Genomic DNA, 17,113 nt, shown 5'->3' on the forward strand with positions numbered 1-17,113 from the left:
TATCAATGAAGTTGATGGCTACATTCGGTGGTACAACGAGAAACGGATCAAGATATCGCTTGGCGCTCGAAGCCCAATCGAATATCGAAACAGTCTTGGCTTTGTGACGTAAAACCAGTCCAAGTTTTTATCCGCACCCCCGCCGGGTCAATTCTCAGTGGCTATCAACAAAGGAATCATAGGTAGAAAATTCCAATTCTGAATGGCCTAATTTATTGGGGGCACCTCAATTATCGTAGCGTTAACTCCAACAGAGCATCCTCGTACAAAGACTCGGCGATCGAATGTTTAGATAAAATAATATCGCTGGCCAATTCGCTGAAACTTGACGACAGGCTGGGAAATGGCAGCTTGGTAACGCAATTCGCATTCCACAATGACCAGCCCGTCCCGTTACTTATTAATGACGAGTGCTTCACATCATAATAGTCGCCATTGCCCACTAAAGCTACCCCTTCGCAACCATTCATAGATGCAACTAAGTGATGATGAAAACGAGTAGTGTACCACCGTTGGGTACGCTTTAAAGGCAGACCATGATTAATAGTATCCATAGCATTAAAAAAGAACTTGTCCGGGATGTAATCGGCAAGCATCATATATGCTGCTCGATCTTCCCCCGGAATAGCCTCAACATACCCAACAGAAACATGCTTGGTACGATAACGCTTGATGCGTTCCTCAACCGCTTTCACTGCACGGTAAAAAAAAACATCATCTACTTGGTCGCGCTGAATGCATACCATTATAGATGGAATCTCCCGACCTGCGAAACCCGTGTGAGGTGTGTTTAAACTCAGGTATGCGTCGTCATAGCCCAAATTTACATTAAGTCCGTTTGCCGACTTTTCATCTCTCACCTCGACGTAATCGAAGTTGCCTACGATACTGTTTATAAAGTCTACCGGCGCTACTGGTGGATACAACCCTGCTCCTGTCATGTATATACGGCAGTTTATGAGTTCTTTTAACGCTCCCGCAGCACAAAGAATGCCAATATTTCTTCGCCATATTCCATTAATGTACCCGCCACCTACAATGTGGATTACGTTGACATCGCGTAGTTTAATTAGCGCTTCGTCAAATCTAGGCGATCCAAGATGCTTTATCTTCTGACAGACGTTAGAGACGTATCCTTCAATGTCATCAAAATTACTCTCTGTTACTAATCTCCACAATACGTTTGTCACTCTAATATTTCCTAACGGAAAATAAAATGCAACATTAGTCGGGAACGGAACGTCAATCCAGATTTCTGCATCCCGAAACTTTTCGAGAAGATAATTCACCCAATTCTTAAGAATGAGCTCATCTCCATAATTTGGATAGCCGGCGGCGGAAACCAAGTATATAATCAAACTATTGATTCCTCTTTAACGCGACAGCGTTATTCTCTGCAATATTAATGAGACCAATCTCGACTACTCGCTCAACATCGTTCAAGCGCGTATGAAGATTGTGAATATTCCTGTCAGATTCTTGGATAAGTTGAATTATAGCATTTAATTGCTCATCCCGATGGGATTTTTTTTCGAGCAATGACCTGCGCAGCAAACTGAATATATACTTCAGACTTGCTTTACAAAAACCGCAAAAACCAAGACGAATACTGTTGAAATATGCTCTTCGAAGAAATGACCTGTCATATTTTCCGTTCAGAGCCTCCTCAAATAGATCGGGCCGACTACCGAGCATCCATACGAGTAATTCTACCGTCTGTCGGTCACATTCCTGCCCTGAACAAAACAGTCTTATGTTGGATTTTTTATGCCTTAACAACTCTGCCCTTGCGGAATTATAAAACTCTCTTGCATACTGCCTAGACAACGTCTGACTCACCCACGAGACGTGCCCTACAAGCCAGCGAGCCGCTTCCTTGCTGTATAGATTTCCATCGTCGCGATCTGCTATAAAAGCCATTATTAACTCGTGCTGATAGAAGACACCAAGGAGTTTCTCTCCTCCAGATAGCATAGTCTGACCAACACGATTTCTTCTATGGAAGCATAAAACTTCATCGATAATACTAACTCTTCTTGCAGCTATGGTGACAAGCCAATGAAAATAATTATCTTCAAAAAAATGCGCACATTCATGAAACGCTATACTATTGTCCTCAATTAGACGCCTACGGTATATTTTCCGCCAAGGTACAGGAAGCAATCGCAAGATATCAACCTTGTCATGTGCAGACTCCAATTCTATCGATCGAGAAGCACAAACAGTTTGCCATGAATAGTCATGAGCCGACGTTCTGGCTCTCGTATCTGTGTCAAACTCCATGAAACTGCAAATGGCTATGTCAGAATCATATCGCTTTGCAGATAAGTATAGTTTCTCAAACATAGTAGGATCATAAACGTCGTCGCCATCTGCGAACCCGATATACTCACCTTTGGCCATCTTGAGGCCGATGTTCGCTGGCGTGGCAACCCCACCAGGAGAGTTGTTATCCAATAAGACCGGCCTAATTCTGCTGTCCGCAGCAGCATACCTTCTAATAATATCGGTTGTGCCATCATTGGATCCGTCGTCGACTATTATGATCTCTATATCACTTAGAGTTTGATTGATAATACCATCCAGGCATTCACCTATGTAATCTTTTATGTTATATGATGTAACAATAACGGAAAGCAGTGGATTCATTCTAGTTAACCTCATTTCTTACGATTAATGAGTATACTTTGCTATACAGGTGACGATCTCGATGAAATATTACCTGAAGATAACGAAGATCATATTGTATCAATAACTCCCTCGCCTTTCGTTTGAACTCATCTTTGTGCTCAGCCACAATATTGGAGTAGGCCCAAGATATGAGATTCAATGAAAACTCTATATATGTAGGAATCGCGAAATGATAGTTGGGATTTGAACAAATATAAATGTAAAGCCCCCTCAGTGCGTCGATTGACTGGAAACGTAAGGTAGTTTTATTATTTGTAGCGCTACTTCCATCCGGATTAGAATAATAATCACAGATAGGAATCTTATTTATCAGAACGTTATCTGCATTCAATAATATTTTCCAATGAGCAATTATATCCTCGTGAAGGCGAAGGTTACCGAAGGAAAGACTTATTTGTTCTAGAAAAGACTTACGAGTTATTTTGTTCCAAGGATAGTTAGTGAGGCTTAGAAGCTTTGGAAAGTCGACCGGGCGCACTTCACCCTTAGGTGCCAAAACTAGCGCGTCAAATATTGCTTTATCTGAATCCCACATTCCAATTCCGGTTTTCTGAGATCCATAGATTATATTGTATGGTAAAATTGCCACATCGACGTTTCTATCAATGAGCAATCTAATTGTTGTATCAACAGCATTTGGTCTCAGTATGTCATCGCCGTCAAAAAAAAGAATGAAGCTCCCACGCGCCTGCGAGAGACCTCTATCCCGACTTACCCCCGGGCCGCTATTATTTTCATTTACAAGTATTCGAATATTATTCTTGGATTTTTGTTTTATGAATTTCTCGATTTTCTGTACTGTGCCGTCTTCAGACTGATCGTCAACTATGATTACTTCGAATGAAGAGTTTATGTTCCTATATAGCGAGTTAAGCGTTTCGATGATCGTCTTGCTGACGTTAAATGCAGGTATTATCACAGACAACGAAGGTATTTGCATCTACGGTCAAGCCCCATTTTCGATACAGATGCGGTGATTAATCGAGCGTGTTATACTCGTCATTGCCAGACAGAAAGGGATGATATTTGATGACCATTCGATTGTGATTGTTTTTTAATAATTGAGGATTTCGTTACATTTATTGAGGGCTTATCGGAGCACGGGCTGTGAGCACGTGCCGCAGCCAGATCAGAGGGTCGACGTCACAGGCATAGCCTGTCAGTATCAAACTATAGATCACTGCGCTGGCCCTGGCTCCGTCAGCAGTGTCGCTGAACAGCCATGATTTCTTCTGGTCGCAAAAACTCTGATGCCACGTTCCAGAATATTGTTATCGATCGGCATCTGCCGTCGCTTGTGTAACGCGTCAGGTAATCCCATTGGTTCAGGGTGTTGGACACAGCATCGCCGAGCTTGGTATCCGGTACGACCTTCGGCCTGATGCCATCGAGCCAAGTCTTTAGAGCCTGAATCATAATGAACGCAACGATATCAGGCTTTTGCGATCCTTCGCGTGAGGAAGCGGATATTTGCGATGTAGATCCACGCTTCAGAGGAAGCGATGGTTTTCTCAAAGTCTTTGGCCAGTCTGCGACACCGTCCCAGCCATGCAAATGTGCGCTCGACAACCCATCGGCGCGGGAGTAGTTCGAAACCTTCAGCGCGATCGGACCGCTTAACGATTTCCAGCGTAAACTTCCCGACCTTTTCCAGCTTGCCTTTGAGCTTTGGTCCTGCGTATCCGCCGTCAGCAAAGATATGTCGTTGCCACGGCTATCGTTTGAGAATGGTTTTCAAGACATCCGGCGCGCCGTCTCTGTCCTGAATGCCCGCAGAATGGATCACGAGACCAACCATCAGGCCGAAAGTATCAACTACAACATGACGCTTACGACCGTTGATCTTCTTCCCCGCATCAAAACCTCGTATTCCGCCGCTTTCCGTGGTCGAAGCATGCCAGCCGCATGGGCAATCAAGTGGCACAAACTGTGTATAACCCGTGCCTTTCCCTTTTTCAAAAAATATTGATCGTTATAATCAATTCTGACTGGAATGACACGTATGCGTGAAGCTCGCTAATAGAGTTGAAGTGTGGGGCTACATGTCTTGGTTGCAGACACTGCCTAGCTGGGGCGAAGTACATGAAGTCGAAGATGGCGGGATTATGCGTGCTTTGACAGGCGCGAACCAAATCAAATTCACAACACCCGAACCATTCGCACTTATTCTCACAACACCACAGCCACGACGCGAGGTAGCCGTAGGCACTAACCGCACGACCGTTTTCGATGCACCTGCCGGTGGGATCGAACTCATTCCAGCTAGTACCGACATGTTTGCGCGCTGGCACGCACAAAAAGAGTGCATTCTAACTACGATAACTCCATGCAGACTCAAGCAATTGGCAGGTTTGGAGTTTGGCTGCGACGATATTGACTTGATTCCAACACAGCCAGGAACTACAGATCCCGTTTCGTCAGCAATCGCTAAGCTTATGCATCAGGAGTTTATCCGTCCTGAAGGACCGAGTGCGAATGCGATGGAGCCCCTGAACGTCTTATTCTGGCTGCAGATGTTGCGCGCCCGCTCCTCCATTACTGTGCAGCAAAGATCGATGCGCCACCAGGGTGGTCTCCCCCCGCTAGTTGTGCGCAGAATTGAGGAGTTCATCGACACCAATATCAGTAGCTCTCTGGCCATAGACACGCTCGCAGTTATTGCCGGTTGCTCGCCGAGCCACCTCGTGCGAACGTTTCGGAAAACAAAAGGTATACCCCCGCATCAATTTATATTGCAGCGGCGTTTGGCGCACGCGAGACAAATGATCAAAGACAATCAACTTGAACTACGCACTATCGCGGCACTTTGTGGTTTCGCCAGCCAGAGCCATATGACATCTCTTATGAGAAAATATTGGGGAGTAACTCCTAAGCAGCTCCGTCCATAGCTTTTTACGCTTAGTCTCCTTTGATTCGCGAGCATCAGACTGTTTTCGAGCCAGTGAAGAACACGGTCCCAGCGGACATGATACTGATCGCTTATGCCAGTAAATCTGTTCTTACTGTCACTCAACCACGGCAACTGTGCTGGCAAAACATGCCGAGATAGCCTTGTTGGCACCGAGACTTCTAGCCCATCTTGCTATTTGAGGCGCTTCTCCCTTCTCGGCGATACCGCCCCAGACATCCTTGAATACGTTATCACCAGTTGATGAGTCGAAGAAGAAATAGCCGGGATCAGAGACAGGAGTAAAAGCATGGACAATAGTCCAAGTGCCTGAACGCATAATGGAATCGATATCGATTCTTGAAGACTTCACGTTACCTTCGACGCTTTTCGCAATGAGTGGAGCAAATTGTATTTTTAGGTCAAGCGTAAGACGCTGATCGACCGTCGCACAAGGATCAGCTGCGTAAGACGTCAACGGAAGCGCTGTTACTAGCAGTGTGGCCAAGGCTGCGTGAAGGGGTCGGAACATTGGTAGGGCTTTCTTTATTTGTACTCGCTCGAATAAATCGGTCACTTTAAGTTTGATCAGCAAACGACGAAGTTTGGAGTGAAGTTCATACTGAAACTAGTGGCTGTGCATTGGCAGGATTTTCGCCGGCCAACTGCGAGTTGGAAAGGCTTAGTTTTCGTAAAACCCCCAGTGGTTTCCCGCCCATTCGAAATAATATGAACGCCCGGGATACACTTCATAGTCATACTTTACACCGCGCGATGAAGTGTAATAGATAACGAATTTATCGCATCCGCTCACCACCGTTGAACTCCCTGTCCAAACAGAGTAATTTACCGGATTGCTTTCGTTTCCATCTGCATACTCGCAAGTGACCGAAAACGGAAGCAAAACACTTCGCCCTCCATCGTTTATCGCACTAATTCGCGCACTACCTGCAAGTGCGATCGAATGCATTGCGCCCAATGCCACCGTTGTCAGCGATGCGACAGCGATCAACTTAACGCGACGAGAAGCTGTCATTTCTAATCCTCACTATAATACGAGTTACAATCGACTAAACCCGACAAGGTAAATCGCAGTGACTTATCTGACTAACGATAGTTTGCGCAATATTTTGGCGCATCCACACCGCTCGCAGCACATCCTTGCCGGATCTCCTCAATCATCATGTTGCAACTATTTTCAACATTGCATGGGGGATGACTGGAACCCGACATGTCGAGACAGCGATCTACGATTTCTTTGGCCTTCTGGAGGCCAATTGCCTGACTGCATGCCCCTTGATCCATACTTCCGTGCGACGACGTCTGTTTCTGCGCGGATCTGAGCGGAACTGTGCTTTTTGCCCCATTCGTACGGGGAACGCAGGAAAGATCGCCTTCCTCGCAGTCCATCTGCTGGCGCAAGTCAACAACACGTTGTGCAGTAAGAGCCGCTACGCAACTTGCCGTCAGCGAAGGCGCGACCGATCCATCAGCATAAGGCGCCACACGAAATGTGCATTCCTTGTCTCGAAAGCTGATCCACGCTCTCTGGGCATCGCGAAGGCGTTGCTTGTCAGCATCGGATAGCTCGTGTATGAGCGATTGGTAAAGCTTGTTTAATGTGGAATCCGCTGCTTTTTCGTCATCACCAAAACAGGCGGTGATTTCACTTTGTGTCTGAAGTGTATCGCAGTTGTCGGCACGCGCTTCCGTCACGGCACCGACGCTGAACATATAGGCAGTCATTATTATCCCGGACAGGAAAAGACCACGCCAAACCATTGGCTTCATGCTTAAATACCCTAACCTATATCGGAGTCTCCTCCAAATACCGCCATTCGCACACATGCATGTCGCTTCTTGATGCGTCTTCGCAGAGACGCCATCCATGCAGATAAAAGTACTGGCAATCTTTAACGGGGCAATATCAGGATCTTGATCTTTATAATAAAATCACCCTATTCCCAACGTAGCTCACAGTATTCAATTAGCTATCCCGGCGCTTTTTTATATAGGGCTGATTAGTAAACTCTGAATAGAGCCATCATGGCGATCACGACTTGCAACACGATAACGGTTCGATGGAGACTATAGGGATGCGGAGCTGGAGAATTCAATTTGCTGGTTTGCTGTTCGCAGTCATGGGTCTGAATACCGCCGCCATGGCAGCTGGACCCGACATGGGATTCGATGTCACCATCGCGCTGTCCGATAAAGCGGCAGCAAAGTTGGCCGCTGACCATGAAACGATCATTGCCTTTGCCAGCTACTATGGTGATCCGAAGAAGAGTGCCGCAAATCATGTCAATGAAATCGGGCTGATCAGTCTTTCTCCAAGTGATGAAACAGTCGAGATTGTCGGCACGGGACAAAAGGTGCACATTTCGGGCGATAAAGTGGAAGTAAAGCGTATCGATTGGGTGAATGGACCAGTTAAAGTCAATCTGAACGTCGCGTCAGGTCGCAAGTCTGGACCGGACAATATTCTGAGTTGCGACTTCATTGACGGCGCTCTTTCGCAAGTGCGAAAGAGGCCCATTACGCTGCACTGCTCGCTTATCTCTGAAAACGTCGAGACGAAGCTTTTTCCCTGAACTCTTCCGACCAATGCCCTTCGCGAGCAAGGAGATTTCGCGTTTTTTACGACTAGCTGCCTTTGTTTGCGGCGCGGTTGCCGCGACCGCCGTATCCGGCTGCCAGACACTAGAGAAAATGGAACGGGAAAGCTATCAGCGAGCCTGCGACAAACTCGGCATCAAGAGTGGAACACCGACGTATGACGTGTGCAGACTAAAGCAGCAACGCATGGACAACGATGACATTGAGCGGCTCCTAGACCGTTCGACTGAAGAGCGTATCCTGCAGAAGCCGTATACTAATTTTGTCTTCGCTCGCTGTGCCGAGGTGATATCATGATCAGGCTCGTTTTCCTATTACTAGGCGCACAAGCCCTCAAGCCAATGTGGTGGATCCTGGCAACTGCCGGTGGCATCTGGATACTGTTTGGTTTTGGTATTCTCTATGATCTCGGCGATGGTAGACTTTCAGTTGTGCTCGACACGCTGGCGATATTCCTGATCATCGAAGGCGTGGTTGAAATTACGGCCGCCTGCGCACGTGGCGCTGGGGTCCACTGGATTGACATCCTCCGCGGCATGGCATTCTTGTTTGCCGCATTTGTTGTGTTCGATGTGCCCTGGGACAATAACATCGCCGCATCAATTCTGTTTGGTCTGGCATTTCTTACCGATGGCCTGTTCCGGATGGCATCGGCCTTTGTCGTCCATAGCAAGCGGTGGCGTGTAGGTATCACAGCAGGTCTGATCGAGGTCGGCCTTGCCGTTATGATCCTCGCATCAAAACCCCTTCCTCATCGTCTCACCGTTCCTTTTTGTTTTGCTCTCCTCCTCCTTACATCCGGTTATGCATTGCTGCGCATGGCGGTTCAGTTACGTGCACTTCCCGACGGAGCCTCCGTCACAGCCCTGCCGCTTTACATGGCTCGTAACTGGCAGGGTGGAAATTCTCGGTCCACATTGATAGAACGGGGCCAGAATAATTTCGATAACAATGGCATTCTCAATGTCTATGTCTGGACAGCAATCGGCTCGGTAACCGATCCCGAAAGACGAATATTGATTGATCGGTACGTTGCCGCCGTCGACAAAAAGGGCGTGATCTCGACTGGCCATAGTGCACTGGAGATGCCTCCTGATCTTTATATAAGTCACTACCCTCTTGACGACATTGACCACAGGCCGGACGATTTTCGCGCCCTTCTCAATGCTGGCCATCAAAATGATGTGGCGGGACGATTCAATGAATCCCTGGCAGCGGAAGCTGCTGCATGGTGCATGCCGGATCAGAAAATTACCTTTACACGCTTCAATCCTGAAGCGCTTGGCGTGTTCTGGAATGCCTATTCTCAGGACAGAACCTATAATCTGACCGCGCGCAACTGCTCGACGACGGTTATCCAGGCACTGGATGCAGCACTCGAAGGTTCATCCTTTACCGGAAGGCCCTTGCGTGATTTTCTTCGCATTGTAAGTGATCCACATTTCTGGATGATGCGTATCATACGCGGACGGGCAGAAGCCATGACCTGGACACCAGGAATGGTCCTTGACTACACGCGTCTACTCTTTCAGGTGGTTGAACGCAGCAACCGCCGCTGGCGCAGGAAGCTGAAGGAAGCATTCCGCGACCGAAGCCGAGTGGCAGGACAACACGTTCTGCCACAAGGCGAACGGAGCGAAATGTGACCAGACCAGATATGACCACATTCGTTGTTATTCTGACCGCCGCCATCTTTGGCCTTACCTATGGTCTGAGCGCACCATTGATCGCACTTGAACTGGTGGACGCAGGATATTCGGAAACCATCGTCGGAGCAAACAGCGCCATGCATGCTATCGGCGTTTTGCTGATAGCTCCCTTTTTGCCTGGACTGTCGTTACGACTTGGTTTTCGTAAATTGGCCAAAGGGGCGATTCTTCTCGCTGGCGTTCTTTTTACTCTTTTCCCTGTCGTGCCGGTATTTTTGCTGTGGTTTCCATTACGCGTGGCTCTAGGTGCCGCTTCGGAAACCCTGCTGGTGGTTTCTGAAACTTGGCTCAACCAGATCGCAAGCGAGGCCAAACGGGGTCGCACAATTGCGATTTATGTCGCTGCACTATCAACGGGCATGGCACTGGGCCCGGCAATACTAGCACTCGTTGGCCGTCAACAATCCCTTGCCTTTCTCATCGGAGCGGGCCTTGCCCTGATAGCCTGCCTCGCTCTAGTTCTGGGCCACCCTCGCGACGTCATGCCCGAACCAGATGACAGTGGTAATCCCTTCCGTTATCTGAAAGTAGTCCCAGTTGCAGTTGCAGCAGCGGCATTGAATGCCGGTCTGGAAACGGCAGGACTGAGCCTCCTGCCCGTTTATGCCGTCAATCTTGGCTGGCCCGAAAAATCAGCAACGATTCTCCTCACTATTCTTCTGACCGGTTCCATTGTTTTGCAACTACCCATTGGCTGGCTTGGGGATCGCATGAGCCGTCCCATGCTCATCATATTCCTCGCTTCGTTTTCTGCATGTAGCGCAATGATCTGGCCGATCGCGCTCGCGCACTCCTGGTTTGCCTATCCGCTCCTTTTTGTCTGGGGCGGGGCATTTGCGGGCATCTACACAATGGTGATCGCAGCGCTGGGTGATCGTTACAACGGTGGAGAACTCGTCAGCATCTATGCGTTGCTTTCCGTAGCATGGGGTACAGGAGCACTCTTTGGTCCGTTGCTTGGTGGCCTCGCGATGGAATATTCCTTGCATGGACTGGCAATCCTTGCTGCCATTTCCTGCGCGTCATTCGCAATTTTTGCTACAATTCATGGAGAGAAAAGGCAACCATCTGGCAGATTGGGATCGTCTGAACTGGAATCATGAACAAAATCGACCTGTCTATATTCTAGCGATTATTATATATGACGAGTATTAATCAATCTTATCAGAGCATTTATCTGATGTCAGATAACGATCAAAATATTAGATTCTGACCAGATTATATCTGATTGCAGAAAACATGATTGCGATTGCCGGATAATTTCGCGAGATGACATTAACGCGGAAATTGGGGATACTTCGTGCAATCGGTTGTCAGCAATAGCAGAGCTTTACAAGCTTATATACTTACGGTCGACGCCGACGATGGAGCGCGGCGCAAGAGTTCGATGCAGACATGGGCGGCGACTGGAATTTCCCATCAGTTTATTCAAGGCTACACTACGGAAGAAGTTTCGTCGTCCGACTATAATGGGCTGACCAATTTCTTCCGTTATAAGCGTCCTCTGACAACCGGTGAAATTGCCGTTTATAAAGGACACCGTAAAGTCTGGCAGCGAATTGTCGAGGATGGGGTTTACGTTGGCTTAGTTCTTGAAGACGACGCCATGATCATCGACAATGAGCACTTGAAGACATTCCTAACCGATGTGCTATTGCAGCTAGATTATAGAAGCTGGGATATCATCAAACTTTTCAACTTCACGGCCAAGAATGTCATCTCAACCAGACACGCTGGAAATTCCAAACTTGTATGCCATAAACGACCGGCCAATGGTGCCGTAGGCTATCTTATTAATCCGCAAGCAGCAAAACGGCTGCTCTGTAGGAAGCGAGTATTCCGGCCCATAGATGAAGACCTATCTCACCCCTGGGAACTAGGTCTCCGGGTCTGGTCCGCCTCTAAGAACCTTCTGTCCGAGGTAAGTCACGAACTAGGTGGTTCGTTGCTTGAAGACGAACGCCATCTGTTAGATGCAGCCAGTCGACGACGAACCATCAGATTTGCGGCGAAGCGAAACATTCTTGAGCTCGAAAAGCAACTTCGCTCAACTCTATATGCGCGTAAGATCCTGGCCGACGAACGGAGCTTGGTGGATGGCTGGTCTTGAACGCATTCAGCAACGGGAATTGCGCCGTTCATTTTTCCTGCGATTTAGTAGTATATCGAAGGTTTGTATTCTTGTTATGCTGGTCGCATCTGGAATCCGTGCTGTACACGTGATTGCGAACGGCAATTTTGATGAAGTTATTCCAGGTATCATTTATCGCTCGGCGCAGCCTGATGCCGCTGAAATCAAGTATATAGTGGAAAATTTTGGCGTAAAAAGCATTCTAAATCTTCGCGATGAAGCTAAGGGGGATTGGTACCGTGAAGAGGCAGCTGCAGCACAGCGCGCAAATGTCCAACTGATAGATTTTCCTATCAGCTCTGGTCACACACTATCAAAAACGGATCTGGAAAAATTGATTGCCATATTAAATGGCGCGCCCAAACCGATGCTTGTGCATTGTGAGCACGGTGCAAATCGCACTGGCCTAGTGTCAGCAATTTTTGTGAAGTTGACTGGCTTTGGAAGCTGGTTAGCAGAGCTTCAATTATCTCCTTACTATGGACACGTCCCAATACCTGGCATTGGTCGCTTTGCGATGCAAGAATCCTGGGAGTTGTTCAAGAGAACCCAAAACTAAATGATGTCAAAGCAAGGTAAGGTCAAGATTATAGCAAAAGTCAAATTGGCCTAGATAAAATAATGACACATTCTTCAAACCGGAATTATAGGGCCGACATCGACAGTGCTCTTCGTCTGAAGCGCACATCAGAACGTGTTTCCGCCTTTATTTCCGGAAATTCAATAACGAGAGAAGAGAGTCCTGCTCTCATTTCGTCGACTTATGAGGCACTCCTCAGCCTCTACTCCCACAACAAGGCGTACTTATAGAAAATGGCGAAAACTGTCCTTATGTACCATCAAATCGCCAGCGTTCCGGAAATTGGCGCACCCTTTCGCGGGCTCAACGTCGCACCTGAAAATTTCAAATCCCAGATGATGTGGTTAGCCCGGCTTGGTTACCAGGGATTGTCGCTTAGGGAACTCGCCCCGTATATAAATGGCGAAAAGCAAGGTCGTGTCGTCGGTATAACGTTCGATGATGGCTTCGAAAATGTCCACAAACACGCGCTTCCTATTCTCAGTGAACTCGGCTTTACCGCCACCTGCTTTTTCGTAAGTGGCGAGATTGGGGGCTATAACCGATGGGATGAGGCTATAGGAATCCCGCACACACCTTGCATGTCGACAACGCAGGTTCTGGAATGGGCGCGAGCGGGAAATGAAGTTGGGGCACATACTGTTGACCATGTTTCTCTCACCGACGTCGACCCGTCAGAATCTTTCAGGCAAATAAAGCGTTCAAAGCTACAACTGGAGGATTTGACGGGCCAGCAGGTGCGATCCTTTTGCTATCCTTATGGTAATGTCTCGCGCAACATCCGAGATATGGTCGCCAAAGCGGATTTTCGGCTCGCGACAACAACACGCAAGGCAAGAGCGTCTGCTTCAGACGATCCTCTCCTTCTTCCTCGACGTAACATTCGGCATTGTAATGGATGGATAACAACGCTCCGGAAAGCGGCGTTCGGATGAAGTCTATGGAGCACGCGGATTGTCATACTTCACAAAAACGAAGGATCGCCGTGGGTACGGTGACACGCAACCGACCGCAAATGCTCGAAAGGCTTTTGTTGAGCTATAGCAATTTGAAGCTGCCAGAAAACGCCTGCATCGATTTTGTCATCGTTGAAAACAATTCGGTTACAACTTTGACCGAGATAATTCGGAAGTTTGCCGATCAAGTAACAAACCATAACGTTACGTATCTTATTGAGCCCGTGCTGGGGATCGCAAGCGCCAGAGATCACGTTCTCCGTTTTGCTACCGAGAACAGCTTTGATATTCTGACATTTGCGGATGACGACGAGGAAGTGGACGAGCATTGGCTGGTCGAATTGCTAAAAGAACGTGATTTGCATGATCTCGACATTGTAGGCTCGCCGGTCCGATTGGCGCCGCTGAAGCCGTCCTACTCCTGGTGGCAGCGAATGGTCTGGGCCGCTGTCAATGACAACAATCAGCGCGTGGAAAAACGCTGTATCAAGCGGCGTAATGAAGGGCGAGCCGATGCTCTGAAAATTGCGACAGGCAGTTGGATGGGAAACCTTCATTTCTTCCGCAAGACCGGGCTAAGATTCAACACCGCCCTTGGGTTGGCAGGAGGAGAAGATTGGCGTCTTTATGAGGATGCGAAAAAATTGGGGGCCAGAACCGGTTGGACTCCTCATGCTATTGCATATGAGACTCTGCCTGCCGCGCGCTTGTCGCTGGCATATTATTACCGCAGGGACCGAGATCACGCCTGTATGGTCTTTATTGAACGGTATCGAAAGGATCCTTTTATGTCCTTACTTCGGCTGTTTGGATCAATATTCGTCAGAATTTATAAGACCATTATAGCGCTCTTTATGCTTCCGTTCCGCCCCAAGCGGGCGCTTTTGAGATGCGTTTATCATATCGGAAGTTCCATAGGATTAATTCGCGCATGTCTGGGAATAGAATCACATCATTACCTGAAAACTGATGGAAGTTGACTGATGATGTTCGACCGCACCGAAATGATTTACCAAGATGTTAACACACGAAGAACCAAGGGATTTGTTGCGTAATTTCAGCCGAACAAAGCGTGGTGAAATGCTGGACGCAACTATCAGCTCTCTACCGGGGAGTGTGATGCTGACAGCGACTTCAGCATTGATGTCGAGCATGGATCGTATCCGTCGTTGGACACGGCGAAAATCTCCTCGATGGTGTTGTTCGTGTATTTCCTTGACGGATGATGATGAGCTTGCCACCTTATCGCAATCAGTTCTCAGCAGCACATTGCATGATTGCAATCCAATTGGTCTGGCTGCCGTCCATTGTGATTTTCTTTGGGCCGCAATGCCTGGCCTGCCCCTTCCGGATAAGCCAGCTTTCAATAACCTCTACTTGAAAAACTGAAAGGATGTTGCATATGTTTCGCTTGATACTACCTTCGGCTTTTGTTGTAGCGAGTGTTCTGTCGGGTTGCCAGACGCTCGATGATTTGGACCGGGAAGCTTATCAACGCGCTTGTGATAATCTCGAAATTCCACGCGGCACATCCGAATATTCCCAATGCATGTTGCAGCAACAGCAGATGGACAATGAGAATATTCAGCGCTCCCTAGATCGCCAGACAGAAGAGCGTCTTATCAAGAGGTTGTAGCAGACCGGCGTGTACATCGTGCACGCCGATCTCACTGAAATGAATAAACTCCCCATGAGACAATGAGATTATTTAAACCGAAAACCCTGTTTGCTGCGTTTTTGATTTTGCCATTTTTTTTTAGCGCGGTGAGCAATAGCCGGGCACAGCAACAGGCCACCCCATCCGGACCGTTGATCGCCGGGGTATATGTCAGCGCGCCTTTTGTAACCAAGGACGGCCAGAGTTATTCCGGCATGGCTATCGAGCTATGGGAAAAATCGGCCAAGGCCCTTGGCCGTCAATATGAGTATCGCGAATATCCCTCTTTTGAAGCCCTGATTGCAGCAGTCGAAAGCGGCGAGGTGCAAGTCGCGATATCGAACCTTACAATCACGAAAGAACGGGCGGCTCGAATCTTGTTCTCGCAGCCCTGGTACGATGCTGGCCTGAGAATAATGGTCACCAAAGAGAACGGCGGTGGTTTTTGGCAAGTGATCAGCGGTCTTGAACAGGCAGGCCATTTGCGCGCCATGCTGTGGCTTGTGTCATTCATCGTCATCGCGACAGTTTTTCTCGCATTTTTCTATCGCAGGTTCGACGAAACCTTTCCCCGTCAGTGGCATGTCGGATTGGCTGAGAGCTTCTATGAAGTCATGTCAGTTGCGACTTCTGGAAAGATTACCCGGCCTAATGTTCTTGGCTGGCTGGGCCGCATTTCTGGGGGGCTTTGGATGGTGTGCGGTGTGGCGGTCATTGCCTATGTCACATCGTCCGTTTCAAGTGTGATGACCGCGCTTTCGCTCACGCACCAGATCAACTCGGTTGCGAACCTGCCCGGACGAACAGTTGGTGTTCTTGGTGGCAGCGTGGCAGAGATCTATGGTCGTGAGTTACGCCTTGATATTCGAAGCTATGAAAATACCCAAGACGCTGTTGACGCTCTTCGGAATGGAGACATTGAGGCGATAGTCGGGGATGCGCCAGTGCTTGAATATTACGTGCACTCAAATCCGCACAGTGCACTGTCGGTCGTCGGCCCGATTTTCCATCCTGACAAATATGGTTTCGGCTTTCGGCACAATGATCCCATCGCTCATGAGGTGACACTGCAGATCCTGGCGGAACAGGAGACAGGAGAACTTGGCGTTCTCCGTCGCAAATATTTCGGAAACCAATAGTAATAATCGGAGAAGGGTAATGATCAGAACCATCGTGGCGGCAAGTGTCGCACTTTCTGGAACAATGTTTGTGCCGCAATTTGTGGGGGACGCACGGGCCCAGACCACAGTTGAATGCCGCTCCCGCAATTATCAGTATGATGAGTGTTACGCAGGCCCGCTTTCCAAGCCGCAACTCATTCACCAGATCTCTGGGTCGCCCTGCATTCTTAACAAGACTTGGGGCTATAACCCGAACAGCAGATATGTGTGGGTCGCACAGGGTTGCTCCGGGGTCTTTGCAGACGTAAGTGGTTATCACCATGGTCGAGGGGATGGTTTCGATCCGGGTGCCCGGATGTATGACCATCGGGGACATGATGTTGGCGCCGTTGCCGCGGGAGCCGTGCTTGGCGCAATTATCGCCGGCGTGGCGGAAGATGACAAACACAAGCGTCATCACACGGCCAGCAACTATCGCGATGATGGCGGCTATAATGATTGCCACGGTATTGGATGCACAGTGGATAATCCCGATGACGAAATAGATGATCGTCCGCAGTACGACAAAAACGGCGAACCGAACTTCGATACAGAGGGTAACTATATCGGTTGTCACGGAATCGGGTGCCTGGTCGATGATCCGGACAATCCGGACTAAACAGCGGCAAATACGTGAAACACGGTCAGCTCAGATCAGTTAATCACAGTATTGCTGACTCCTTGGCGAGAGGGGGCAGCCCAGGGCTGTCCGTAAACGACCTT

17 protein-coding genes and 3 pseudogenes are annotated in these 17,113 nt (G+C 48.4%); 12 read left to right on the forward strand and 8 right to left on the reverse strand.

Annotation, left to right across the window (positions count from 1 at the left end; all coding sequences use genetic code 11):
* On the forward strand, positions 1-112 hold a 112-nt coding region (locus tag AC0TNJ_RS06415; RefSeq protein WP_473770730.1), incomplete at its 5' end, for an IS3 family transposase.
* A gap of 118 nt (positions 113-230) precedes the next feature.
* Here AC0TNJ_RS06415 and AC0TNJ_RS06420 read toward each other — a convergent pair.
* The 5 genes and pseudogenes from AC0TNJ_RS06420 to AC0TNJ_RS06440 form a co-directional block, all read right to left on the reverse strand.
* Complete coding sequence (locus AC0TNJ_RS06420; protein ID WP_473770614.1) at positions 231-1,358, reverse strand: polysaccharide pyruvyl transferase family protein; 1,128 nt, start codon at positions 1,356-1,358, stop codon at positions 231-233.
* Position 1,359: 1 nt separating this feature from the next.
* Positions 1,360-2,649, reverse strand: coding sequence for a glycosyltransferase family 2 protein (locus tag AC0TNJ_RS06425; protein ID WP_473770615.1), 1,290 nt, complete (start codon positions 2,647-2,649; stop codon positions 1,360-1,362).
* A 1-nt stretch (position 2,650) separates the two neighbouring features.
* Positions 2,651-3,631, reverse strand: a complete 981-nt coding sequence (locus AC0TNJ_RS06430; RefSeq protein WP_473770616.1) for a glycosyltransferase family 2 protein — start codon at positions 3,629-3,631, stop codon at positions 2,651-2,653.
* Positions 3,632-3,770: 139 nt separating this feature from the next.
* A pseudogene (locus AC0TNJ_RS06435) lies at positions 3,771-4,107 on the reverse strand (IS66 family transposase); the annotation flags it as partial.
* Between the two features lie 16 nt (positions 4,108-4,123).
* Positions 4,124-4,579 (reverse strand): annotated as a pseudogene (locus AC0TNJ_RS06440) (IS5 family transposase); the annotation flags it as partial.
* A 118-nt stretch (positions 4,580-4,697) separates the two neighbouring features.
* Between AC0TNJ_RS06440 and AC0TNJ_RS06445 the strand changes: the two are divergent.
* Positions 4,698-5,579: a helix-turn-helix transcriptional regulator gene (locus AC0TNJ_RS06445; protein ID WP_473768632.1), complete on the forward strand. Its 882-nt coding sequence runs from the start codon at positions 4,698-4,700 to the stop codon at positions 5,577-5,579.
* Between the two features lie 117 nt (positions 5,580-5,696).
* Here the strand turns inward: AC0TNJ_RS06445 and AC0TNJ_RS06450 are convergent, their stop codons facing one another.
* Both AC0TNJ_RS06450 and AC0TNJ_RS06455 read right to left on the reverse strand, forming a co-directional pair.
* Positions 5,697-6,173 (reverse strand): hypothetical protein, encoded by a 477-nt coding sequence (locus AC0TNJ_RS06450; protein ID WP_473768633.1) that lies wholly within the window; start codon positions 6,171-6,173, stop codon positions 5,697-5,699.
* Between the two features lie 512 nt (positions 6,174-6,685).
* A complete protein-coding gene (locus tag AC0TNJ_RS06455) occupies positions 6,686-7,369 on the reverse strand; it encodes a lysozyme inhibitor LprI family protein (protein ID WP_473770617.1) in 684 nt (227 codons plus the stop codon).
* 305 nt (positions 7,370-7,674) lie between these two features.
* Between AC0TNJ_RS06455 and AC0TNJ_RS06460 the strand changes: the two genes are divergently transcribed.
* The 7 genes from AC0TNJ_RS06460 to AC0TNJ_RS06490 all read left to right on the forward strand — a co-directional run bounded on the left by AC0TNJ_RS06460 (position 7,675) and on the right by AC0TNJ_RS06490 (position 14,553).
* Positions 7,675-8,172, forward strand: coding sequence for a hypothetical protein (locus AC0TNJ_RS06460; RefSeq protein ID WP_473770618.1), 498 nt, complete (start codon positions 7,675-7,677; stop codon positions 8,170-8,172).
* Positions 8,173-8,490: 318 nt separating this feature from the next.
* Positions 8,491-9,843, forward strand: coding sequence for an HdeD family acid-resistance protein (locus AC0TNJ_RS06465; RefSeq protein WP_473768636.1), 1,353 nt, complete (start codon positions 8,491-8,493; stop codon positions 9,841-9,843).
* Positions 9,840-11,009: an MFS transporter gene (locus AC0TNJ_RS06470; protein ID WP_473770619.1), complete on the forward strand. Its 1,170-nt coding sequence runs from the start codon at positions 9,840-9,842 to the stop codon at positions 11,007-11,009. Before AC0TNJ_RS06465 ends, AC0TNJ_RS06470 begins: the two co-directional genes overlap by 4 nt.
* Before the next feature lie 197 nt (positions 11,010-11,206).
* Entirely contained in the window at positions 11,207-12,016 is an 810-nt protein-coding gene (locus tag AC0TNJ_RS06475) for a glycosyltransferase family 25 protein (protein WP_473768638.1), read from the forward strand.
* Positions 12,003-12,596 carry a fused DSP-PTPase phosphatase/NAD kinase-like protein gene (locus AC0TNJ_RS06480; RefSeq protein ID WP_473768639.1) on the forward strand — a complete coding sequence of 198 codons (594 nt, stop codon included), beginning with the start codon at positions 12,003-12,005 and terminating at the stop codon, positions 12,594-12,596. Before AC0TNJ_RS06475 ends, AC0TNJ_RS06480 begins: the two co-directional genes overlap by 14 nt.
* 254 nt (positions 12,597-12,850) lie before the next feature.
* Positions 12,851-13,552 carry a polysaccharide deacetylase family protein gene (locus AC0TNJ_RS06485; protein ID WP_473770620.1) on the forward strand — a complete coding sequence of 234 codons (702 nt, stop codon included), beginning with the start codon at positions 12,851-12,853 and terminating at the stop codon, positions 13,550-13,552.
* A complete protein-coding gene (locus AC0TNJ_RS06490) occupies positions 13,516-14,553 on the forward strand; it encodes a glycosyltransferase family 2 protein (protein WP_473770621.1) in 1,038 nt (345 codons plus the stop codon). The genes AC0TNJ_RS06485 and AC0TNJ_RS06490 overlap by 37 nt, the downstream gene beginning before the upstream one ends.
* Positions 14,554-14,667: 114 nt before the next feature.
* Here the strand turns inward: AC0TNJ_RS06490 and AC0TNJ_RS06495 are convergent.
* Positions 14,668-14,926 (reverse strand): annotated as a pseudogene (locus AC0TNJ_RS06495) (IS6 family transposase); the annotation flags it as partial.
* A 49-nt stretch (positions 14,927-14,975) separates the two neighbouring features.
* Here AC0TNJ_RS06495 and AC0TNJ_RS06500 point away from each other — a divergent pair.
* From AC0TNJ_RS06500 to AC0TNJ_RS06510, 3 genes are all read left to right on the forward strand, one after another.
* Positions 14,976-15,209 (forward strand): hypothetical protein, encoded by a 234-nt coding sequence (locus AC0TNJ_RS06500; RefSeq protein WP_473770622.1) that lies wholly within the window; start codon positions 14,976-14,978, stop codon positions 15,207-15,209.
* Positions 15,210-15,271: 62 nt separating this feature from the next.
* Complete coding sequence (locus AC0TNJ_RS06505) at positions 15,272-16,369, forward strand: transporter substrate-binding domain-containing protein (RefSeq protein WP_473770623.1); 1,098 nt, start codon at positions 15,272-15,274, stop codon at positions 16,367-16,369.
* Positions 16,370-16,388: 19 nt separating this feature from the next.
* Entirely contained in the window at positions 16,389-17,009 is a 621-nt protein-coding gene (locus AC0TNJ_RS06510) for a DUF3011 domain-containing protein (protein ID WP_473768644.1), read from the forward strand.
* Positions 17,010-17,113: the final 104 nt, after the last annotated feature.

Source organism: Ochrobactrum sp. PL_is483 (assembly GCF_055816855.1).